Below are 21,458 nucleotides of genomic sequence, written 5' to 3' on the forward strand. Positions count from 1 at the left end.
TGCCGGGCCCTCCGGCTCCGGAAAGTCGTATATAGCCCATCGAACCGGACTTCCTGTCCTCTGCCTCGACGACTTCTACAAGGACGGCGATGACCCTACGTTGCCGCGCCGGAACGGAGCGGTGGACTGGGAGTCCCCGCTGTCCTGGGACGCGGACACAGCGGTGGAAACCATCGCCCGACTGGCCCGGGACGGCAAGGCCGAAGTGCCGGTTTATGCGATCGGCGCGGACCGTCGGGTGGCCACCCGGCCATTCGATGTCGACGGATCGCCACTTTTCGTCGCCGAAGGGATCTTCGCCGCCGAGATCGTCGCGGAGTGCCGGCGCCGGGGCCTGCTCGCCGGGGCGTACGCGCTGCGCCGCCCCCGCGGCGCGACCTTCGTCCGCCGGCTCGCACGCGACCTGGCCGAGCAGCGCAAGGCGCCCCGGGTGCTGATCCGGCGCGGGGTGGCGCTGCTGCGGGCGGAGCCGGCGGTGCTGCGCCGCCAGACCGGGCTGGGCGCCGAGGCGGCCCGGGCCGGGCAGGTGCTGCGCCGGGTGGCCGCCCTGCTCGCCGGCCACCCGCACCGGCCGTGATCAGCCGATCAGCTTGGCGTACGCCGGCTTGATCACTTCGTCGATGATCTTCAGGCGCTCGTCGAACGGGATGAAGGCGCTCTTCATCGCGTTGATGGTGAACCACTGGAGTTCCTTCCAGCCGTAGCCGAAGGCGTCCACCAGCAGGGCCATCTCCCGCGACATCGAGGTGCCGCTCATGAGCCGGTTGTCGGTGTTGACCGTCACCCGGAAGCGCAGGTCCCGCAGCAGCCCGATCGGGTGGTCGGCGATCGACGCGGCTGCCCCGGTCTGGACGTTGGACGAGGGGCACAGCTCCAGCGGGATGCGCTTGTCCCGCACGTACGCGGCCAGCCGGCCCAGCACCGGCGGGTTGCCGGGGGTGATGTCGTCCACGATCCGGACGCCGTGCCCGAGCCGGTCAGCGCCGCACCACTGGATCGCCTGCCAGATCGACGGCAGCCCGAACGCCTCGCCGGCGTGGATGGTGAAGTGGAAGTTCTCCCGCTGGAGGTACTCGAAGGCGTCCAGGTGCCGGGTCGGCGGGAAACCGGCCTCCGCGCCGGCGATGTCGAAGCCGACCACCCCGGTGTCCCGGTGCCGCACGGCCAGTTCGGCGATCTCCTGGGAGCGGGCCGCGTGCCGCATGGCGGTGAGCAGCGTGCCGACCCGGATCGGGTTTCCCGCCTCGGCGGCCAGGGCGCTGCCCTCCCGGAAGCCGGTGACCACCGCGTCGACCACCTCGTCCAGGGTCAGGTTCTGCTCCAGGTGCTGCTCGGGGGCGAACCGGACCTCGGCGTAGACCACGCCGTCGGCGGCGAGGTCGAGCGCGCACTCGCGGGCCACCCGGCGCAGCGCGGGCGCGGTCTGCATGACCGCCACGGTGTGCGCGAAGGTCTCCAGGTAGCGCTCCAGCGAACCGGAGTTCGCCGCCTCGGCGAACCAGCGGCCGAGCGCCTCCGGGTCGGTGGCGGGCAGCTCGTGGCCGGCCTCGGCGGCCAGCTCGACGATCGTCGCGGGCCGCAGACCGCCGTCGAGGTGGTCGTGCAGCAGCGCCTTCGGGACCTTGACGATGTCCTCGTACGAGATTGCCATGCACCGACCCTAGTCACCGGTCGCCGGGGTGCGGCACCGGACCGGGCCGGCTCACGGCCGCCAGCCGTACACCCGCTCGACCGTGAGGCGGAGCACGACCCGGCCGTCAGCCACCATGGCGGCCCGGTAGTCCGCCCAGTCCGGGTGCTCGCCCCGGATCCGACGGTAGACCTCGATTAGCTCCTCGACCGTCGCGTCGTCGGCCGCGGCGGCCGGCGGGGTGAGGGTCACGTGCCCCTCGGCCACCGCGTACGCCCCGCCGTCGGCCGTGGTGACGTGGAAGCTGGCGCGCGGGTCGCGCCGGAGGTTGCGCACCTTCGCCCGGTCGCCGGTGGTGGAGCAGCGGATCAGCCCCGGCTCGGCCAGGTAGTCGAGGTTGGAGAGCTGCGGCCGGCCGTCGCGGCGCAGCGTGACCAGCACCCCGCGCCCCCGCTCGCCGAACAGCTCCCAGAGCCGGGCGGTCACGCCGCCACCGCCCGCAGGGGAGCGAGCGCCACGGCCAGCCGGGCGACCTGGTCGAGCATCCGGTCCGCCGCCTCCTCCCGCCCGGGATCGGGCCGCAGTTCGCCGGCGTCGTCCAGCGCCTGCCGCAGGAAGATCGCCACCGCGTCGTTGACCGGCACCATGTTCAACGTGGTCACCACCTGCTTGAGCATCTGAACCGCCCGCAGACCGCCGGACGTCATGCCGTAGCTGACGAAGCCCACAGGCTTGTGCTGCCACTCGTGGTAGAGGTAGTCGATCGCGTTCTTCAGCGGGGCGCTGAAGCCGTAGTTGTACTCCGGCATGACCAGGACGAAGGCGTCCGCCGCGGCGGTGGTCGCGCTCCAGGTCCGGGTGTGCTCGTGCAGGTAGACCCCGTCGGCGGGGTGGTGCGGCTCGTCGTGGAACGGCAGCCCGACCTCGGCGAGGTCCACGAGGTGCACCTCGTCGAAGGCGCCGTGGCGGACGGCCGCCTCGGCGAACCAGTCGCCGATGCGCCGGCCCACCCGGCCGGGTCGGGTGCTGGCGACGATCACGTTCAGGCGGGGCATGGCGGGGTCACTCCTGTCGGGGCGGGCCGGCCGGGGACCGGCACGGCGAGTCGGGGGATGAGGAACTGGGCGAGCGGCCCGATGGCCAGCGCGTACAGCAGGGTGCCGGGACCGACCGTGCCGCCGAGCAGCCAGCCGAGGGCGAGCACCGCCAGCTCGATGAGGGTGCGCACGCGGCCGACGGGCAGGCCGCGTGCGGCGAGGCCGGTCATCAGGCCGTCCCGGGGCCCGGGCCCGAGGCGGGCACCGAGATAGAGGCCGGTGGCCACCCCGTTGAGCAGCACGCCGAGGAGCAGCAGGCCGATCCGGGCGGGAAGCGCGGACAGCGGGGGCAGCACCGCCAGCACCGCGTCGAGCGCCAGGCCGACCAGCGCGACGTTGGCCACCGTCCCCACGCCCGGTCGCTGGCGCAGCGGGAACCAGAGCAGCAGGACCAGCAGCGCCACGCCGTTGACGATCCACCCGAGCGGCAGGCCGGTCCGGGCGGCGAGGCCCTGGTGCAGCACGTCCCAGGAGGACAGGCCGAGATCGGCCCGGACCATCAGCGCCACGCTGGCGCCGAAGAGGGACAGGCCGGCGAGGAGCCGCACCAGCCGCCCCGGCAATGTGGTTGACATGTCATCAACCGTAGGCCGAGTTTGATGACATGTCAACCAATCGGTTAGGCTCGGCGCATGGACGCACCACGCTGGCTGGACGCGCGCGAGGCCCGGGCCTGGCGCGGCTACCGCCGGATGCGCCGCCTGCTCGACCTGGAGCTGGCCCGGGAGCTGATGCAGGACGCCGGCCTCTCCGAGCCGGACTACGACGTGCTCTCCGACCTCTCCGAGACACCCGACCAGCGGCTGCGGCTCAGCGAGCTGGCCGACCGGATGCTCTGGTCGCGCAGCCGGCTGTCCCACCACCTGGCGCGGATGCAGCAGCGCGGCCTGGTCACCCGGGAGGAGCACCCCTCGGACGGCCGGGGCTCCATCGTGGTGCTGACCCCGGCCGGCCGGGCGGCCATCGAGGCCGCCGCCCCGGGCCACGTCGCCGCGGTCCGCCGGCACCTCATCGACCTGCTGACTCCGGAGGAGATCGACGCGCTTGCCGCCCTGACCCAGCGGGTGGTCGACCGCCTGTCCGGCCGCCCGACCGCGACGGAGGGCTGACGTGGACGACCGCATCCTGGCCCGGCTGCGCTGCCCGGTCTGCGGCGAGGCGCTGGCCGAGACCACCGCCGGCACCGCCCGGGCGCTGCGCTGCCCGCGCCGGCACAGCTTCGACGTCGCCCGCCAGGGGTACGTCAACCTGCTCGCCGGCCGCGCCCCGCACACCGGGGACACCGCCGAGATGGTCGCGGCCCGGGCCGACTTCCTGGCCGCCGGCCACTACGCCACCGTGGCGGCCGCACTGGGCGCGACGGCCCGGGAGATCGCGGACGGCGCCGACGAGGCGTACCCCCTGGTGGTGGACGCCGGCGCCGGGACCGGCTGGTACCTCGCGGCGGTGCTGGCGGCGCTGCCGGACGCGGTCGGCCTGGCCCTCGACGTCGCCAAGCCGGCCCTGCGCCGGGCGGCCCGGATCCATCCCCGCGCGGCCGCGGCGCTGGCCGACACCTGGCAGCGGCTGCCCCTGGCCGACCGCTCCGCCACGGTGCTGCTGAACGTCTTCGCGCCGCGCAACGGCGCCGAGTTCCACCGGGTGCTCGACCCGGCGGGCGCGCTGCTGGTGGTCACCCCGGCCGCGGACCACCTCGCCGAGCTGGTCGACACGCTCGACCTGCTCCGGGTGGACCCGGCCAAGGCCGACCGGGTCGCCGGCAGCCTGAGCGCGCACTTCACCGAGGAGTCGACCACCGAGCACCGGGCCCGGCTGGAGCTCAGCCGCACCGAGGTGGCCACCCTGGTCGGGATGGGTCCGAGCGCCTGGCACGCCGACCCGGCCCGGCTCGCCGAGCGGATCACCGCGCTGCCCGAACCCGTGCCCGTGACGCTCGCCGTCCGGCTCACCGTGCACCGGCCCCGCTGACCACCGTCGGTCAGGTGGACAGGTCGACCTCTTCCCAGCCCGGCGGCTCGTCGTGGTACGGCCCGCGCAGCACCACCGCCCACTCCAGCGCCCACCGGCGCTGCCCGATGGCGTTCGCGTCCACCAGCCCCGGCAGTGCCAGGCCGGCCTCCTCCGCCTCCAGGTACGCCCAGTCCAGGCAGTAGTGCAGGTCGAGCAGGGCGGCCGCGTCGGCCGGGTGTTGCGGGGCGGCCAGGATCCGGGCCCGCCACTGGCCGAAGGTCTCCCCGGCCACCAGGTTCGGCATCCGCTCGACCAGCCGCTCGTCCACCGGCACCGTCGGGTCCAGCTCCTTGGCCAGCCCCAGCACCCAGGCCAGGGAGAAGAGCGCGTCGTGGTGCAGCACGAACGACCGGTGGTCGCCCTTGCCGCCCATCACGAACTGCCACTCCGGCGGGGTCACCATCTCGACCAGATGCGACTCCAGCAGCCAGCTCATCGCCGCCTGCGCCGGCATCCCGAAGCAGCGGGCCAGGATCAGGTGCAGCACCGCGATGCGGGCCTCGATCTCCGGGGTGGGCCGCAGCTCGATCTCGTCTCCCGGCTCCCACACGAGCGGGAACTGCGGGGGCGGCAGCGGGAGGCCCAGCCGGGACAGCTCGTCGAGGCTCGCCTCACGAACGGCCCGGGGATCGGGGGCGGATACGCGCACGGCTCAGGTCCCTGTCTGCTCACAACGGCTCATCGCCGGTCGGTCCCCCCTGGCCTGCGAGAATAGCGGCTCGGCCGGCAGCGCACCATGACCGGAAAAGATCAGCCGACCCGCTCGATCACCAGCGGCGTCGCGGCGGGGGCCTCCGGCGCGATCCGGACCGCGCGCTCCGCCTCGGCCAGCGCGGCGGGGATCCGCTCGGCGTGCTCGGCGCGCAGCTCGTACAGGGGTTCGCCGGCGCGTACCGGGTCGCCGGGGCGCTTGTGCAGCACCACGCCGGCCGGGATGCTCACCGGGTCCTCCTTGCGGGCCCGGCCCGCGCCGAGCCGCCAGGCGGCCACGCCCATCGCGTACGCGTCGACGCCGGCCACGTAGCCGTCCTCGGTCGCCGTGACCACCTCGACCTCGGGGGCCTCCGCCATCGGGGCGTCCGGGTCGCCGCCCTGCGCCCGGATCATCGCGCGCCAGGCGTCCATGGCCCGCCCGTCGCGCAGCGCCGCCTCGGGGTCGGCGTCGGGCAGGCCGGCCGCGGCCAGCATCTCCCGGGCCAGCGCCAGGGTCAGCTCGACCACGTCGGCCGGGCCGCCACCGGCCAGCACCTCGACCGACTCGGTCACCTCGACCGCGTTGCCGATGGCCAGGCCGAGCGGGGTGGACATGTCGGTGAGCAGGGCGACCGTGTGTACCCCGTGCGCCCCGCCCAGCTCCACCATGGTCCGGGCCAGCTCGCGGGCGTCGTCGACGTTCTTCATGAAGGCGCCGGAGCCGACCTTCACGTCGAGCACCAGGGCGCCGGTCCCCTCGGCGATCTTCTTGCTCATGATCGAGCTGGCGATCAGCGGGATGGCCTCGACGGTGCCGGTGACGTCGCGCAGCGCGTACAGCTTGCGGTCGGCCGGGGCCAGCCCCTCGCCGGCCGCGCAGATCACCGCGCCCACGTCGCGCAGCTGGGCGATGAACTCGTCGTTGCTCAGCGCGGCCCGCCAGCCGGGGATCGACTCCAGCTTGTCCAGGGTGCCGCCGGTGTGGCCGAGGCCCCGGCCGCTGAGCTGCGGCACGGCCGCGCCGCACGCCGCGACCAGCGGGGTCAGCGGCAGAGTGATCTTGTCGCCGACGCCGCCGGTGGAGTGCTTGTCCACGGTCGGCCGGTCCACCGGCGACAGGTCCAGCCGCTCGCCGCTGGCGATCATCGCGGCGGTCCACCGGGCGATCTCCGGCGCGGTCATGCCGCGCAGCAGGATCGCCATGGCCAGCGCCGACATCTGCTCGTCGGCCACCAGCCCCTTGGTGTACGCGTCGACCACCCAGTCGATCTGGCCGTCGCTCAGCACGCCCCCGTCCCGCTTGGCCCGGATGACGTCAACCGCCGTGAATGCACTCATCAGATGATCTTTCCTCGTTCTCGGGAAACCGGGCCGCGGGCGTCGCGGGACTCAGGCACCGGACCAGCGGATCGGAATCTCCAGAGGCGGCTCGCCCTCGCCGGCCCAGAAGATGGTGCCCGACGCGTCGACCACGACGACGCGCGGCGTCCGGGCCAGCCCCCAGGTGATCGCCTCCGCCGGGTCCTCCCAGGTCGGACCCTCCTCCAGCACGCCGGTCTCGGCGCCCTCGCTGTCCCCGGCCGACCGCTCCCAGTAGGCCGTCCAGACCTGCTGCCCGGCCGAGAGGTCGGGGTGCACGAAGACCGTGCCGCGCCCCCGCCAGGCGGCCAGCCGCTCCGGGACCACCGGCACCGGCGTCTCGCCGGTCACCGCCTCCAGGTCCTCCACGCCGAACGCGTGCGGCAGCAGCTCGGCCATCCGCAGGGTGCCACCCTTCGCCTCGATGAGGCACTCCGGGCCGCCGTTCTCCCACAGCAGCTGCCGGCATCGGCCACACGGCATCAGCGGCTCGCCGGTGGCGTCGACGCAGGACAGCGCCACGATCCGGCCGCCGCCGGTGGCGTGCAGCGAGGAGACCACGCCGCACTCGGCGCAGAGCACCACGCCGTACGCGGCGTTCTCCACGTTGCAGCCGACCACCACCCGGCCGTCGTCGACCAGCGCGGCCGCCCCGACGGGAAACTTCGAGTAGGGCACGTACGCGTGCCGCATGACCTCGGTGGCGGCGGCCCGCAGCCGCTCCCAGTCGATCTCCATCACGACTCCCATTCTGCCCAATTCACGCTGATCGGTCGCGGTGGCGGCCGGAGACGACGGTGCCCGGCGGGTCTCCCCCGCCGGGCACGCTGCGTCGCGGGCGGTCAGCCCTTGATGTACGGCTTGCCGTCGGCGGCCGGCGCCCGGACCTTGCCGACCAGCCCCGCCACCGCCAGGATCGTCGCCAGGTAGGGCAGCATGGCCAGGAACTGGCTCGGGATGCTGCTGCCGATCGCGCCCAGGTAGGTGGCGAGCTGGTCGGCGAACCCGAAGAAGAGCGCGGCGAGCAGGGCGCCCGTCGGGCTCCACCGGCCGAAGATCAGCGCGGCCAGGGCGATGAAGCCCTTGCCGCCGATCATGTTCTTGGTGAACGAGTAGAGCGCCAGGGTGTACGAGGCGCCACCGACGCCGGCCACCAGCCCAGCCATGATCACGTTGCGGTAGCGCAGCCGCAGCACCTTCACGCCGAGGGTGTCGGCGGCCGTCGGGTGCTCGCCCACCGACCGGGTCCGCAGGCCCCACCGGGTCCGGAACAGCGCGATGTGGATGACCAGCACCAGCAGCAGGCCGACGTAGAGGAAGATGTTGCCCCGGAACAGCGCCGGACCGAGCAGCGGGATGTCCTTGAGCAGCGGGATCTCCCAGTTGCTGAACCGCGGCGCGCTGTTGTACTTCGTCGCGTCGGTCTGCATGAGCCGCTCGTAGAGGAAGCCGGTGACGCCGACCGCCAGCAGGTTGAGCACGATGCCCATGACGACCTGGTCGACCAGGTAGCGGATGGCGAAGACGGCCAGCAGCAGCGAGATCAGCGCGCCGCCGATCGCCGCGGCGACCAGGCCCACCCAGACGCTGCCGGAGATGCTGCCGAACAGCGCCCCGGAGAAGGCGCCCATCAGCAACTGGCCCTCGATCGCCACGTTCACCACGCCGGAGCGCTCGCAGAGCACGCCGGCCAGCGCGCCGAAGATCAGCGGCAGGGCCAGGATGAACGTGCCCCGGACCACGTTGACCAGCGGCATGAAGTTGCGGCCCTCGGGGGCCGCGGAGACCTGCCAGCACAGGAAGCTGAGCACGAAGGCGACCAGCCCGACGCCGAGCACCAGCGTGAACCAGCGCTTCGGCACCCCGGCGAGCAGGGCGGCACCGGCCGCGGCGGCGATGATCCCGAAGAGGATCGCGCCGACCGTGCCGTTGATCTCCAGGGCGGCTCCGCCCTCGGTCTCGCTGAGCGTGAAGCGGGCCTGCTGACCGGTGGCGAGCGCCCCGAACAGCACCGTGGCGAGCACGCCCAGGCCCAGCAGGACGGCTCCGGTCTTGCGGACGCGCGTCCAGAAGCCCTCGTCGACCGCGGTCACGGCGACCTCGGGGACAGCGGTGGTGGACATGCTCACCAGCCCTTCGCGAGGCTCGTCTGGAGCCGGGCCGCGCGGGCCGCCCGGAGCTGGAAGATCGCCTTCACCAGGGCCGGCGCGGCGATGAAGATGACGATGAGCGCCTGGAGCACGGTGACCAGCTCGAGCGAGATCCCGGAGTAGGACTGCATCCGGTTGCCGCCGGCCTGCAGCGCGCCGAACAGCAGCGCGGCCAGCAGCACGCCCCACGGCTTCACCCGGCCGAGCAGGGCGACCAGGATGCCGTCGAAGCCGATCTGCGCGATCACCAGCGGGGTCAGCGCGTTCGCGGTCGAGCCGAGCACCATGTTCGACCCGCCGAGGCCGGCCAGCAGGCCCGAGATCACCATGACCAGCACGTACGTCTTGGTCACGCTGATGCCGGCGGTCCGGGCGGCGTCCGGGTTCTCGCCGACCGCCCGCAGCTCGAAGCCGAGCGTCGAGCGGTTCAGCAGCCAGGCGATGAACCAGGTGGCCAGCACCGCGACCAGGATGCCGGCGTGCACCCGCAGGTCGGCGCCGAGCAGCCGGGGCAGCTGGGCGGAGGACTCGACCGGCTTGCTGATCGCGTCCGACCGGTTCGGGTTCTGCACCCCGCTCTGGATGATGATCCAGGACAGGAAGTAGACCGCCACGTAGTTGAGCATGATCGTGTTGATCACCTCGTGGGCGCCGGTACGAGCCTTGAGGATGCCCGGGATGAAGCCCCAGAGCGCACCGCCGAGCGCGCCGGCGATCAGCGCGACGAGCAGGTGCACCCCGGGCGGCAGCGGCAGCGCGAAGCCGGCGACGGCGGCCAGGACGACGCCGATGGTCGCCTGGCCCTGGGCGCCGATGTTGAACAGGCCGCCGCGGAAGGCGAGCGCGACCGCCAGACCGGTGAAGACCAGCGGCGCGGTGTAGGTGAGCGTCTCCGAGATCGGGCCCATCGCGGCGGTGAAGCCGACCGCGTCCGGGTCGAAGACGGCGCCCTTGAACAGGTTCGCGTACGCCTCGCTGACCACCGACCAGCTGGCGTTGAGCGCGTCCGCCGGGCGGGCGGTGATGTAGCCGTAGGTGGCCAGCACCTCCGGGTCCGAGACGATGATCAGCACCGCGCCGACCAGCATGGCGAGCAGCACCGCGAGCACGGTCACGGTGACGGTGTTGGCCGCCCAGAGGTTGTGCAGGAAGAGCCGGCCCAGCGTGGGGCGGGGCTCCTCGGGCTGCTTCGGCGCGGTGGCCGGCACCGCGCGCTCGGTGTCGCCGGCGGGCGCGGGCGGTGTCGCCCGAGCCTCGCTCCGCGCCTCCTGCGCCTCGGTCGCCGGCTCCTTGTCCGGGGAGCCCGACACCGGGTTCGGGTTGGTCATGCCTCGTCCTCGTTGCCAGGGCCGTCAGCGGTCGTGGTGGCGGTGTCCGGCGTGATGCCGGCCATCAGCAGGCCGATCTCCTCGCGCGGGGTGTCCGGGCCGACGATGCCGATGATCCGGCCGCGGTACATCACCGCGACCCGGTCGGCCAGGCCGATCACCTCGTCCAGTTCGCTGGAGACCACCATGACGGCGGTGCCGATGTCCCGCTCGCGGATCACCCGGCTGTGGATGAACTCGATCGAGCCGACGTCCACGCCGCGGGTGGGCTGGGCGGCGATGAAGAGCTTCAGCGGCCGGGACAGCTCCCGTGCCACGATCACCTTCTGCTGGTTGCCGCCGGAGAGGGTGCCGACCGCCGCGTCGGCCGAGGAGGTGCGGACGTCGAACTGCTCGATCCGCTCCTTCGCCGACTTCGCGATGGCGTCCGGCTTCAGCGAGAGGCCCTTGCCGAAGGGCGGCTGGTCGTAGATGTCCAGCACCAGGTTCTCCGCGACGGAGAACTCCTTGACCAGGCCGTCGACGCTGCGGTCCTCGGGGACGTACCCGACGCCGGCGCGGAGCACCTTCTTGGTCGACCAGCCGTGCACGGCCTGGCCGTCCAGGGTGATCGAACCGGCGAGCACCGGGCGCAGGCCCATGATCGCCTCGATCAGTTCGGTCTGCCCGTTCCCCTGCACGCCCGCGATGCCCAGCACCTCACCGGCGCGCACGGTCAGGTCCACGCCGTCGACCGCGCGTACCTGCCGGTCGTCGTCGACGACCAGGCCGGCGACCTCGAGGATCGGCTTGCCCGGCTGGGCCGGCTTCTTGTCCACGGTCAGCCGGACGCTGCGGCCCACCATGAGCGCGGCCAGCTCGTCGCGGCTCGCGCTCGGCTCGGCCGTGCCGACCGTCTTCCCGCGCCGGATCACCGTGATCCGGTCGGCGATGGCCTTGACCTCACCCAGCTTGTGGGTGATGAAAACGATCGACTTGCCGGCCTCCTTGAGCGACCGCATGACCGTGAGCAGTTCCTCGGTCTCCTGCGGGGTCAGCACGGCGGTCGGCTCGTCGAGGATGAGCAGGTCGACGTCGCGGGTGAGGGCCTTGACGATCTCCACCCGCTGCTGGATGCCGACCGGCAGGTCCTCGACCACCGCGTCCGGGTCGACCCGGAGGTTGTACCGCTCGGAGACCTCGGCGACCTCGCGGCGGGCCCGCCGGCGGTCGAGGAAGCCGGTGAAGCTGCCCCTGGTCTGTTCCGCGCCGAGCATCACGTTCTCGGCCACGGTGAAGACCGGCACCAGCATGAAGTGCTGGTGGACCATGCCGATCCCGGCACCGATCGCGTCCGACGGGCCCTTCAGCTTCAGCGGCTTGCCGTCGACCAGGATCTCGCCCTCGTCGGGCTGGTAGAGCCCGTAGAGGACGTTCATGAGGGTCGACTTGCCGGCGCCGTTCTCGCCGAGCAGGGCGTGGATCTCTCCAGGCTCCACCGTCAGGTCGATGTGGTCGTTGGCGACCAGATCACCGAACCGCTTGGTGATGCCGCGCAGTTCGAGTCTCAGCGCAACCTCCTGGAGTGCGAGCGATGGTGCAGCGTAGCGGCTGCCGCGCCGCCCACCGCGCAGGGTGGGGGTCAGTGGGGGGGGCAAGGTGATCGGCCGCCCCGGCGTCGCGCGGGTCTTCCCCACGTACGCCGAGGCGGCCGGATCGTCAAACCTGGTGCCCGCCGGCCCCCGCTGCCGATGATCTCATCGCGGCGGCCGGCGGAGCGGTCACTTGGTCGGCTGGGCCTTCGAGGTGACCGTGATGGTGCCGGCGGCGATGTCCGCCTTGATCTTGTCGACCTCGGCCTTCAGGTCCGCCGGGACCTTGCTGTCGAAGTCGTGGTACGGGGCGATCGAGACGCCGTTGTTGGCCAGGGTGCCGACGAAGCCGGGCTTGGCCTGGAGCTTCTCGCCGTTGGCGGCCTTCAGCACGGCGTCCTTGACGGCGTCCGGGATGTTCTTGACGACCGTGGTGACCAGCGCCGGGCAGTTCGGGGTGCTCTCGCAGCCGTCGACGTCCACCCAGACGACCGAGTACTTGCCGTTCGAGGCCTGGGCCGCGGCGGTGGTGCCGAGGCCGGCGCCACCGGCGACCGGCATGATGATGTCCGCGCCCTGGGCGACCAGCGCGTCGGAGACCTTCTTGCCCTCGTCCTGCTTGACGAAGTCGTTGGTGAAGGAGCCCTTCTGGGTGGCCTTGTCCCAGCCGATGACCTGGACGTTCTTGCCCTTGGCCTTGTTGTACTGGGCCACGCCGTCGGCGAAGCCGTCCATGAAGATGGTGACCGGCGGGATCGGCAGACCACCGTAGGTGCCGACCTTGCCGGACTTGCTCATCCCGGCGGCCAGGTAACCGGCCTGGAAGGCGGCCTGCGCGGTGTCGAACTGCATCGGGTAGATGTTGTCGACGCCCGGGTTCGCGTCCACGATGCCGAACTGCTGGTTCGGGTTCGCGGTGGCGATCTTCTTGGTGGCGTCCGACATCAGGCCACCGACGGCCAGGATGAAGTCGCACTTCTGGTTGACGAACCCGGTCAGGTTGACCTCGTAGTCCGCCTCGGCCTTCGACTGGACGTTCTTGATGTCGATGTTGTCGTTCTCCTTCTTCGCCTCCTGAAGGCCCTTCCAGGCCGAGGTGTTGAAGGACTTGTCATCGATGCCGCCGACGTCGGTCACCATGCAGGCGCTGAACTTCTTGCCGCCGTTGCCGCCGGCGTTGTTGTCGTCCTCGGGAGCCTCACCACACGCGGCGGCGCCCAGCACGAGGCCACCCGCCACGATGGCGGAGGCGATCCGCATCCCACGCACAGAGCGCAAGACGTCTCCTTCCCATTGCACACCGCGTCGTGCGCGGTGGCAGCCCTTGCGCCGGCCTGCGGTGTGCCGCCGGCGTCCCACGTTACGGACGGGAGCGTACGCCCGCGCCCACCCACCGGCCGACAATCGTGCACGACTGTTGAACGGTCGTTACCCCTACGTAACCCGCGCGTGGGGCACATCACCTTTCGTGCCGACGGCCCTCCGGAGAGGTGTCGCGAACGTCCGTTTCCCGAGGTCTTCCCGTTGCGCCGGAGAGCTAACGCCAGAAGACCGCCACCGCCGCGTTGACCAGCGTCAACCCGATGATCGCCAGGAAGTGCCCGCGGTTCACGGACTCCCGCTTACGGGAGAAGAAGACCATGACAAAGATCAGCAGCGCGAGCACCAACTTGGTAACAAGCTTGGCCGGTGCCGGCTCGTCGCCGTCCCGCAGTGGGGCGGACAGACCGATTCCGGTCAGCAGCCCGATCACCGAGCCCCAGAGCATGGCCGCGTTGATCCGCAGCCGGCCGCTGACGTACTGGGCGATCGCACCGCCGAGCAGCATCGCGAAGCCGATCAGATGGACGTAGAGAAGGATCAGTCGAAGAGCTTCCACGCCGGCCATCCTCCCCCATCAACGACGACTTGTAGTAGCCGGCCCGCCGAGGTGCCGTCATACCGTGACCTCGGCGGGCCGCCGCTCCGGCGCCGCGTCGCCCGCGCCGGCCCGCACGGAACGGCGGCCGACGAGGACCAGGGCGAGACCGACGAGGGCGTAGCCGGCCAGCACGGCAACCGACCGCCCGGCGCCCGCCCCGTCGAAGAACGCGGCCGACCGCAGCAGCGTGCCGCCCGCCCCGACCGGCAGGTACTGACCGACCGTGCCCCAGGGCTGCGGCAGCAGCTCGGGTGCGGCGGCCACCGCGGAGAGCGGGTTGCCGACCAGGAAGACGAGCAGCGCGCCGAGCCCGATCCCGGGAGCGCCGAGCAGCGCGCCGAGGCCGGCCACGGTCCCGGCCGCGGCCAGCGCGAACAGCCCGATCGCGGCCGCCTCGCGCCACAGGTCACCGTCGAGGACCCCGAGCCAGCCGTGCAGCACCGCGGCACCGACGAGGCCGGCCAGGACGGCGAAGCCGAGCAGGCCGAGCAGCCGTGCCCCGCGCCGGGCCACCAGCACGGTGAGCAGCGCCCCGGCCAGCATGCCGGTGAGCGCCAACGGCAGGAACCCGGCGGCGAAGCCGGCCCCGCGCGGGTCGTCCGGGTCGGTCGGCACGACCTGCACCACCGGCACCGGGTGGCCGGCGGAGAGCTGCGCGGCGGCCTCGGTGAGCAGTGCGGCCACGGTCGGGCTCGCGGCCGGGGCGGTGTGCAGGGCGATGCCGTCCGGGCCGACCACGAAGGCGGCGTACGCCTCCCGGTCGCGCAGCGCCCGGTCGGCCGCCGCCGCGTCCGGCAGCGTGGTCACGGTGAAGCCGCCCGGGCGGGCGGCGGCGAGCCGGGCCGCCAGCTCGGCGGTGGCGGGCGCCGGACCGGCGACGGCGACAGGCAGGTCGCGCGGCGCCAGGTGGGTGGCCGGTGCCACGAAGAGGGGTACGAGCAACGCCTGCACCACCACGGCCAGGCTGGCGACGAGCGCGGCGAGCAGCCAGGGCGAGCGGATCCGGGACGGGTGAGCGGACATCGCCGCCTCCTTAAAACGAACGTTCGTTCTCTTGAGATGAGGGTGCGCTGCCGCACGGTCCGGCGTCAAGAACGAACGTTCGCTTTACACTGTGGGTCGTGCCACGCGTATCGGACGAACACCTCGCGGCCCGCCGCCAGCAGATCCTCGACGCGGCCCGGCGCTGCTTCGTGCGCGACGGCTTCCACAACACCTCGATGCAGGACGTGATCAAGGAAGCCGGGCTCTCGGTCGGCGCGGTCTACCGCTACTTCCCGAGCAAGAACGACCTGATCACCGCCATCGCCCAGGCGGTGATCGGCACGGCCGACGCGACCTTCGCCGACCTGTCCACGGCCGACCCGCCGCTGCCCCTGACCGGGGTGCTGGAGCGGGCGCTGACCTTCGTCGACACCCAGCTCGGCCCGGACGGCGTGCTGCCGCTGGCCCTTCAGGTGTGGAGCGAGGCGCAGCGGGACCCGGTACTCGCCGAGTTCGTCGCGGCCACGTACACCCGGCTGCGGGGCCACTTCGTGGCCGCCGCCGGACGCGCCCGCGACGCCGGCGAACTGCCCGCGGACGCCGACCCGGAGGCCGTCGGCGCCGCGCTGTTCGGCCTGATCCCCGGCTACTTCACCCAGCGCCTCCTGACCGGCTCCCCGGACCGCGCCACCTACCTCGCGGGCGTCCGCGCCCTGGTCCGGGCCACCCCCCGCCCCTGACCCCCGCGATCTTGCAGTTCCCGCCCTGACAAGAGGGCGAAAAGCCCCAGAACACGGGCCCTAACTGCCCGATCGCAGGGGTGGGGGTTCAAGTCAGGTGAGGCGCCAGACCTGGAAGGTCGGGCCGTCTCCGGGGAGGGTGACCGCGCCGTCCGCGTCCGGGCGGAGGGCTGGGGCGTTGCCGTAGACATTTTCCCCGGCCGGCAGGCCGGTCAGGCGGACCGGGGCGCCGGGCGCGCGACGGGCCAGCACCAGCACCGCGCCGGTCGGCGCCTCGCGGAGGAAGACCAGCGTGTCCGCGTCGGCGTGCACCCAGCGCAGGCCGCCGTGCCGCAGTGCCGGCTCGCCACGGCGCAGCGCCAGCAGCGACCGGTACGCCGCGAACGTGCGCGCGTCCCAGCGCTCCGGCCGGTGCCACGGCATCGGGGTACGCGAGCCCTCCCCGTTGTCGCCGGTCAGGCCCAGCTCGTCGCCCGCGAAGACCACCGGGGTGCCCGGCATGGTGGCGAGCAGGCCGGCGGCCACCTCCTGCCGGTCCGCGTCGCCGACCACGGTCCGGATCCGGGCCGAGTCGTGCGAGCCGAGCAGCTGCCACGAGTGCGCGTACGACCGCCAGGAGATCAGCGACCGGTAGGTGTTCATGGTGGCCAGCACCGCGCCCGCGTCCCGCCGCCGCACCCCGCCGGGGGTGCCGAGGAAGTTCGGCACGGTGCCCTCGCCCCGGCGCAGCCAGGACCAGACCGGGTCGGTGAAGCCGACGTAGTTCATGGTGCCGTGCCAGCCGTCCCGGTCCAGGTCACCGGTGTGGTCGTGGCCGTGTTCGGCGAGCAGCAGCGCGTCGGCCCGGGTGTCGGCGACCACCTCGCGCAGCAGCCGGGCCACCTCGTGGGTGTACGCGTCCGCGCCCCGCCGGCCGGTCATGTTCGCCACGTCCACCCGCCAGCCGTCGAGCGCGTACGGCGGGCGCAGCCAGCGGCGCAGCAGCGAGTCCTCGGCGGTGGCGAAGCGGCGGCGCAGCTCGGCGCTGCCCCAGTTGAGCTTCGGCAGCGACTTGACCCCGTTCCACGACTCGTAGTCCGACCCCGCCAGGTCGAAGTAGTACAGCTCCCGCTCGGGCGCGTGCACGTCGGAGACGGCGGCCGTGAACCAGTGGTGGGCGTCGCCGGTGTGGTTGCTCGTGATGTCGCCGAGCAGCCGCCAGCCCCGGGCGTGCACCGCGTCCGCCAGCCGGGCCAGCGCGGCGTTCCCGCCGAGCAGCGGGTCGACGGTGTCGAAGCTGGCCGCGTCGTACCGGTGGTTGGAGCGGGCCGGGAAGATCGGCGTGAGGTACACGGTGTTCACCCCGAGCCGGTCCAGGTGGTCCAGCCGCTCGGTGACACCGTCCAGGTCGCCGCCGTAGAACTGGCGGGGCGTCTCCGGGCCGCGCCCGATCACCGGGGTGTCCCAGTCGCACGGGATCGCCCAGTCCGGCGCCGTCCGGCCGGCCGCCGCGGCCGAGCGCGCGAAGCGGTCCGGGAAGATCTGGTAGATCACCGCGTCCCGGGCCCAGGCCGGCGGCGGCGCGTAGCTGACCAGCCTGAAGTCGCCGTGGTCCGGCACGTCGTGGTCGACCAGGCCGGCCGCGTTCAGCCAGCGGGCGCCCGCCGCGCCGTCGAGCAGGAAGCGGTAGTTGCTGACCGGGTTACGGACCTCGACGTCCGCCCGCCACCACACGTCACCGCCCTCGGTGCGGTCGACGACCGCCTCGGCGAAGTGGGGCTCACCGTCGCCGGTGGTCCGGACGTGCACCTGATCGACGCCGGCGCCGGCCGGCACCCGGACGAGGACCGGGACGGTCTGGCCGAGCGCGGGCTCCTGCTCGGGCACGTAGGTGGCGGATCCGTCGTGGTGCGGCTGGAGCGACATGGGCATGCCTTTCGCGTCGTCGAGGACGGGGAGTGGGGCGGGCACCCGCCGCGGCCGGTCACCCGACCGCGGCGGTCCGCCCGGAAACCGCTCCGGTGTACGCCGACACGACGCCCTTGCCGCAGCGTGAGCCGAGGAGGCTCAGCCTTTGACGGCCCCGGCCGTGAGGCCGGAGACGATGTAGCGCTGGAGCAGTTGGAACACCAGCACCGTCGGGATGGCGGTGAGGAGGGTGCCCGCCGCGAACATCCCGAAGTTGTTGTTGCGCTCCCCCGCCACCAGGCCGAACATGCCGACCGCGAGGGTCTTCGAGTTCGGCTCGGTGAGGAACACGTTCGCGATGATGAACTCGTTGATCGTTCCGATGAAGGCGAGCAGCCCGGTCACCGCCAGGATCGGCGCCACCAGGGGCAGCATGATCCGGAAGAACACCTGGGCGTGCGAGGCGCCGTCCATGGTCGCCGACTCGTCCAGCTCCTTCGGCAGGGTGTCGAAGAAGCCCTTCATCAGCCAGGTGTTCGCACCGAGCGCGGCGCCCATGTAGAGCAGGAACAGGCCCCACGGGGTGTTGAAGCCGATCGCCGGCCACAGGTCGGTGACCGTCGTGAAGATCAGGAAGATCGCCACGATGGCCAGGAACTGCGGGAACATCTGGATCAGCAGCAGGGCGAGCAGGCCGACCCGCCGGCCGGTGAACCGCATCCGGGAGAACGCGTACGCCGCCAGCGCGGACAGGAAGATCGACGCGAAGCTGGCCACGCCGGCGAGCAGCAGCGAGTTGAGGAACCAGTGCGCGAACGGCGTGTCCTGGAACAGGTTGGTGAAGTTCTCGAAGGACGCGCCGGTGGGCAGCAGTTCGGTCGACGAGAGCGTGCCGAGCGGGTTGAGCGCCGCGGAGATCACGAACAGGATGGGGAAGAGGCTGAACGCCACCGCCAGCACCCCGACGAGGTGCCGCCAGCCCACCTGGGCGAACCAGCGGCCCCTGGACCTCCCCGTCGCGTTGCGGTTGGTGACCGGAGCGTCCGCATAGGTGGTCACGAGTAGACCTCCTCCTGCTTCCGGGTACGCGAGAAGCTGATCGCCGCGACGACGGCCACGATCGCGAAAATGAAGATCGACACCGTGGTGGCCAGACCGTACTCGGCACCCTGGGCACCGAAGGCCAGCCGGTAGGTGTAGGTGATGAGCAGGTCGGTGGCGCCGTTGGTCGGGTTGTCCGCCGGGAACGGCCCACCCTCGGTGGTGAACAGGATCGCGTTGACGTTGTTGAAGTTGTACGCGAACGACGCGATGAGCAGCGGCGACAGCGCGACCAGCAGCAGCGGCAGGGTGACCGCCCGGAACGACTGCCAGGGCGACGCGCCGTCGACGGAGGTGGCCTCGGTCAGCTCGCGCGGAATCGCCTGGAGCGCACCGGTGGTCACCAGGAACATGTACGGGTAGCCCAGCCAGAGCTGCACCAGCAGCACCGCGGCCCGGGCACTCCAGCTACCGCCGAACCAGTCGACGTCGAGGCCGAACAGGTTGTTGAGCAGGCCGAAGTCGGTGTTGAACATGTCCCGCCAGACCAGCAGCATGGCGAACGACGGCATGGCGTACGGCAGGATCAGCAGCACCCGGTAGAGGTTGGTGCCGCGCATCCGGGGCGAGTGCAGGGCGAGCGCGATGCCCATGCCGAGCAGGAAGGTGAGCCCGGTCGAGCCGATCGCGAACGCGAAGTTCCACAGCAGCGTGCCGAAGAACGGGCGGGAGATGTTGGGGTCGGTCAGCACCCGGCTGAAGTTCTCGAACCCGACGTTGACCTTCCAGCCCTGGGCGAGCCGGTCGCCGTCGGCGGCGACGAAGGAGCCGACCCCCGGGTCCGCGGTCCAGGTCTTGCCGGTCTCGCTGTCCTTGACGCAGTCGCAGCCCGCGTCGTACGCCCGGACCGCCGTTCCCTCGTAGGCGCGGGTGAGACCGTTGGAGCGGATCGCGCCGCCGGAGGTCGGCACGACAAGGTCGGTGATCTCCTTGCTCCGGCCACTGGCCTGGCCGATGTTCAGGATGGTGTAGCCCTCGGCGGCCGTGATCTTGCCGGTGAGGCTGCTGGCCTCCACCTGACCGGCGTCGAGTTTGCGCAGCCCGCCCGCGTCACCCGCGAAGACCTCCCTGGTCTTCGGGTCGCTGAGTAGGAACACCAGCGCACCGGTGGCCGGGTCGCCCTTCGTGGCGATGGAGAGGGAGTACTCGGTGGAGCCGGGGACCTGCTTCACCGAGGAGGTCTGGATGGCGACGATCGCGTCGTCCTTGCTGCCGCGGTGGCCGTCGCCGAAGTTCGTGAACGCGGTGCTCGCCGTGTAGAGCACCGGGAAGATCTGGAAGGCGATCAGGAAGAGCGTGCCGGGGACCAGGTACTTGGCCGGGATGTGCCGGCGGCTCAGGTAGAGGTAGAACAGGCCGGCCGTGGTGGCGGCGAGGATGCCCAGCCCGATCCAGTGCTCGGCCTCGACGAGCGGGAACGCCGCCCAGATCGCGATCCCGGCCACCAGGCCGAGCAGGACCACCTTGCCGACGAGGCCGGTCGCGGTGATCGGCGCGTGGTTCCGCGCGGTACGGGACGTGCGCGGGAGCCCGCGGCGAACGGGCTCCCGGCCCGGGGCCTGCTCAGCAGACCCCGGGCCGGACAGCGACGTGCTCATTACTTGATCTGACCCGCGATGGTCTTGCCCGCGGCGGTGATCGTCTTGGCCGGGTCGGCGCCGCCGATGATGGCGGCCTCCGCCTTGCCGAACGGGTCCCAGATCGCGGCCATGGCCGGGATCGCCGGGAGCACCTGGCCGTTCTTGCCGGCCTCGGAGAACTTGGCCAGGTCCGGGTCCTCGCCCTTGACCTGGTCGAAGGCGGCGGTCAGCGCCGGCGGGCGCGGCTCGGCCTTGTAGAGCGCGACGGCCAGCTCGGGCTTGGTCACGTAGTTGGTGACGAACTCCTGGGCCAGGGCCTTGTTCTTGCCCTTGGCGGCGACGTAGAACGCCTGGACGCCCACGAACGGCTGGGCCTCCTTGCCACCGGCGAAGCCGGGGACCGGGGAGATGTCGTACTTGATGTTGGCCTTCTTGGCGTCCGCGATGGCCCACGGGCCGGAGACCAGGAAGGCGCACTTCTTGCCGGTGAAGGTGGCGATGGAGTTCTCGCCGGTGATCGAGCGCTTCAGCGCGCCGTCGCCCTTCTCACCGAGCTTCGCGATCTTCTGGAAGGCCGCGATCGACTCCGGCTTGCCCACGCCCAGGTCCTTCGGGTCGTAGTCGCCGTTGGCCGTGGTGCCGAACAGGTAGCCGCCGCCGGAGGTGTACAGCGGGTAGACGTGGTAGGCGTCGCCGTTCTGGCCGGACTGGAGGCACAGGATCTCGCTGGCCTTCTTCTCGGCCTTGAGCTTCTTGCCGGCGGCGACCAGGTCCTCGATGGTCTTCGGCGCCTCGGGGGCCAGCTCGGTGTTGCGGATCAGCGCGATGTTCTCGGTGGCGTAGGGGACGCCGTAGAGCTGGCCGTTGAACGTGACGGCCTTGATAGCGGTCTCGTTGAACCCGCTCTTCTGCTCAGCGCCCAGCTGCACCGGGTCGATGGCGCCGTTCTGGACCATGTTGCCGATCCAGTCGTGCGCGCCGACCACGACGTCCGGGCCGCTGCCCTGCTGCGAGGCGGTGACGAAGTTGGTCTGCAGGTCCTTGGAGACGGCCTGGACCTCGACGGTCACACCGTTCTCCTTGCCGAACTCCTCGGCGAACGGCTTCAGGGCCGCGGTCCGCTTGTCGTCGGCCCAGATGACCAGCTTGCCGCCGGCGGCCTTGGCGGACTCCTTGGCGGCCGGCTTGTCGCTGTCACTGCCGCCGCAGCCGGACGCGGCGAGCGCCAGGCCGAGGACAGCGACCACACCCGCGGTACGGATGCGCATCGGTACTCCTGTCGTCATGGCGGTCCGCCGGGGGAAGGGCGGCTCGCCAGTGGGAAGCTCGGAAATTTCTTGCTGACCGGCGCGCGGATGCTGCGCCGCTGCTCTCGCATGTTGCGGGGACGTTAGCAAGAGGTTGCAG

Annotated in this window: 21 protein-coding genes; 4 read left to right on the forward strand and 17 right to left on the reverse strand. The window is 72.0% G+C overall.

Translation table 11 applies throughout. The annotated features are described in order from the left end of the window. The first annotated feature begins 121 nt into the window (after positions 1-121). On the forward strand, positions 122-577 hold the full coding sequence (locus GA0070214_RS07120) for an ATP-binding protein (RefSeq protein ID WP_244167588.1): 456 nt from the start codon (positions 122-124) through the stop codon (positions 575-577). Here the strand turns inward: GA0070214_RS07120 and GA0070214_RS07125 are convergent, their stop codons facing one another. The 4 genes from GA0070214_RS07125 to yczE are packed head-to-tail and all read right to left on the reverse strand — an operon-like array spanning position 578 to position 3,302. Continuing rightward, positions 578-1,651, reverse strand: a complete 1,074-nt coding sequence (locus GA0070214_RS07125; protein ID WP_091260496.1) for an adenosine deaminase — start codon at positions 1,649-1,651, stop codon at positions 578-580. 51 nt (positions 1,652-1,702) lie between these two features. Further along, positions 1,703-2,116, reverse strand: coding sequence for a PPOX class F420-dependent oxidoreductase (locus tag GA0070214_RS07130; RefSeq protein ID WP_091260498.1), 414 nt, complete (start codon positions 2,114-2,116; stop codon positions 1,703-1,705). Next, the gene (locus tag GA0070214_RS07135; protein WP_091260500.1) at positions 2,113-2,685 is read right to left on the reverse strand and encodes an NADPH-dependent FMN reductase; all 573 of its coding nucleotides are present in this window, start codon (positions 2,683-2,685) and stop codon (positions 2,113-2,115) included. Before GA0070214_RS07135 ends, GA0070214_RS07130 begins: the two co-directional genes overlap by 4 nt. Beyond that, a complete protein-coding gene (gene yczE / locus GA0070214_RS07140) occupies positions 2,673-3,302 on the reverse strand; it encodes a membrane protein YczE (protein ID WP_091260502.1) in 630 nt (209 codons plus the stop codon). Before yczE ends, GA0070214_RS07135 begins: the two co-directional genes overlap by 13 nt. Positions 3,303-3,359: 57 nt before the next feature. Here yczE and GA0070214_RS07145 point away from each other — a divergent pair, with 57 nt between their 5' ends. Together GA0070214_RS07145 and GA0070214_RS07150 are read left to right on the forward strand one after the other, a co-directional pair. Next, complete coding sequence (locus GA0070214_RS07145) at positions 3,360-3,836, forward strand: MarR family winged helix-turn-helix transcriptional regulator (RefSeq protein ID WP_091260504.1); 477 nt, start codon at positions 3,360-3,362, stop codon at positions 3,834-3,836. 1 nt (position 3,837) lies between these two features. Continuing rightward, positions 3,838-4,695, forward strand: coding sequence for a putative RNA methyltransferase (locus GA0070214_RS07150; RefSeq protein WP_091260506.1), 858 nt, complete (start codon positions 3,838-3,840; stop codon positions 4,693-4,695). Between the two features lie 10 nt (positions 4,696-4,705). On the opposite strand, the gene GA0070214_RS07155 is transcribed toward GA0070214_RS07150, so the two are convergent. From GA0070214_RS07155 to GA0070214_RS07195, 9 genes are all read right to left on the reverse strand, one after another. Continuing rightward, a complete protein-coding gene (locus GA0070214_RS07155; RefSeq protein WP_091260508.1) occupies positions 4,706-5,386 on the reverse strand; it encodes a DUF4272 domain-containing protein in 681 nt (226 codons plus the stop codon). A 101-nt stretch (positions 5,387-5,487) separates the two neighbouring features. Continuing rightward, complete coding sequence (locus GA0070214_RS07160) at positions 5,488-6,768, reverse strand: thymidine phosphorylase (protein ID WP_091260510.1); 1,281 nt, start codon at positions 6,766-6,768, stop codon at positions 5,488-5,490. A gap of 51 nt (positions 6,769-6,819) precedes the next feature. Further along, positions 6,820-7,539: a cytidine deaminase gene (locus tag GA0070214_RS07165; RefSeq protein ID WP_208602671.1), complete on the reverse strand. Its 720-nt coding sequence runs from the start codon at positions 7,537-7,539 to the stop codon at positions 6,820-6,822. 92 nt (positions 7,540-7,631) lie between these two features. Then, positions 7,632-8,912 carry an ABC transporter permease gene (locus GA0070214_RS07170; protein ID WP_091260514.1) on the reverse strand — a complete coding sequence of 427 codons (1,281 nt, stop codon included), beginning with the start codon at positions 8,910-8,912 and terminating at the stop codon, positions 7,632-7,634. Positions 8,913-8,914: 2 nt separating this feature from the next. Continuing rightward, entirely contained in the window at positions 8,915-10,267 is a 1,353-nt protein-coding gene (locus GA0070214_RS07175) for an ABC transporter permease (protein WP_091260516.1), read from the reverse strand. Next, positions 10,264-11,904 (reverse strand): ABC transporter ATP-binding protein, encoded by a 1,641-nt coding sequence (locus tag GA0070214_RS07180; protein ID WP_341845059.1) that lies wholly within the window; start codon positions 11,902-11,904, stop codon positions 10,264-10,266. Before GA0070214_RS07180 ends, GA0070214_RS07175 begins: the two co-directional genes overlap by 4 nt. Before the next feature lie 123 nt (positions 11,905-12,027). Then, positions 12,028-13,098: a BMP family lipoprotein gene (locus tag GA0070214_RS07185; RefSeq protein ID WP_091260518.1), complete on the reverse strand. Its 1,071-nt coding sequence runs from the start codon at positions 13,096-13,098 to the stop codon at positions 12,028-12,030. Positions 13,099-13,375: 277 nt separating this feature from the next. Then, positions 13,376-13,717, reverse strand: coding sequence for a hypothetical protein (locus tag GA0070214_RS07190; RefSeq protein ID WP_091261434.1), 342 nt, complete (start codon positions 13,715-13,717; stop codon positions 13,376-13,378). A gap of 57 nt (positions 13,718-13,774) precedes the next feature. Next, complete coding sequence (locus GA0070214_RS07195) at positions 13,775-14,782, reverse strand: hypothetical protein (protein WP_091260520.1); 1,008 nt, start codon at positions 14,780-14,782, stop codon at positions 13,775-13,777. 98 nt (positions 14,783-14,880) lie between these two features. On the opposite strand from GA0070214_RS07195, the gene GA0070214_RS07200 reads away from it, so the two are divergent. Beyond that, positions 14,881-15,483, forward strand: a complete 603-nt coding sequence (locus tag GA0070214_RS07200; RefSeq protein WP_208602672.1) for a TetR/AcrR family transcriptional regulator — start codon at positions 14,881-14,883, stop codon at positions 15,481-15,483. 93 nt (positions 15,484-15,576) lie between these two features. Here the strand turns inward: GA0070214_RS07200 and GA0070214_RS07205 are convergent, their stop codons facing one another. The 4 genes from GA0070214_RS07205 to GA0070214_RS07220 all read right to left on the reverse strand — a co-directional run bounded on the left by GA0070214_RS07205 (position 15,577) and on the right by GA0070214_RS07220 (position 21,319). Next, a complete protein-coding gene (locus tag GA0070214_RS07205; RefSeq protein ID WP_091260524.1) occupies positions 15,577-17,388 on the reverse strand; it encodes a glycoside hydrolase family 13 protein in 1,812 nt (603 codons plus the stop codon). Positions 17,389-17,529: 141 nt separating this feature from the next. Next, entirely contained in the window at positions 17,530-18,429 is a 900-nt protein-coding gene (locus GA0070214_RS07210; protein ID WP_091260526.1) for a sugar ABC transporter permease, read from the reverse strand. Continuing rightward, on the reverse strand, positions 18,426-20,069 hold the full coding sequence (locus GA0070214_RS07215) for an ABC transporter permease subunit (RefSeq protein ID WP_091260528.1): 1,644 nt from the start codon (positions 20,067-20,069) through the stop codon (positions 18,426-18,428). Before GA0070214_RS07215 ends, GA0070214_RS07210 begins: the two co-directional genes overlap by 4 nt. Next, positions 20,069-21,319, reverse strand: coding sequence for a sugar ABC transporter substrate-binding protein (locus GA0070214_RS07220; protein WP_091260529.1), 1,251 nt, complete (start codon positions 21,317-21,319; stop codon positions 20,069-20,071). Before GA0070214_RS07220 ends, GA0070214_RS07215 begins: the two co-directional genes overlap by 1 nt. Positions 21,320-21,458 lie beyond the last annotated feature (139 nt).

It is taken from the genome of Micromonospora chaiyaphumensis, assembly GCF_900091435.1.
GTDB classification, from domain to species: domain Bacteria; phylum Actinomycetota; class Actinomycetes; order Mycobacteriales; family Micromonosporaceae; genus Micromonospora; species Micromonospora chaiyaphumensis.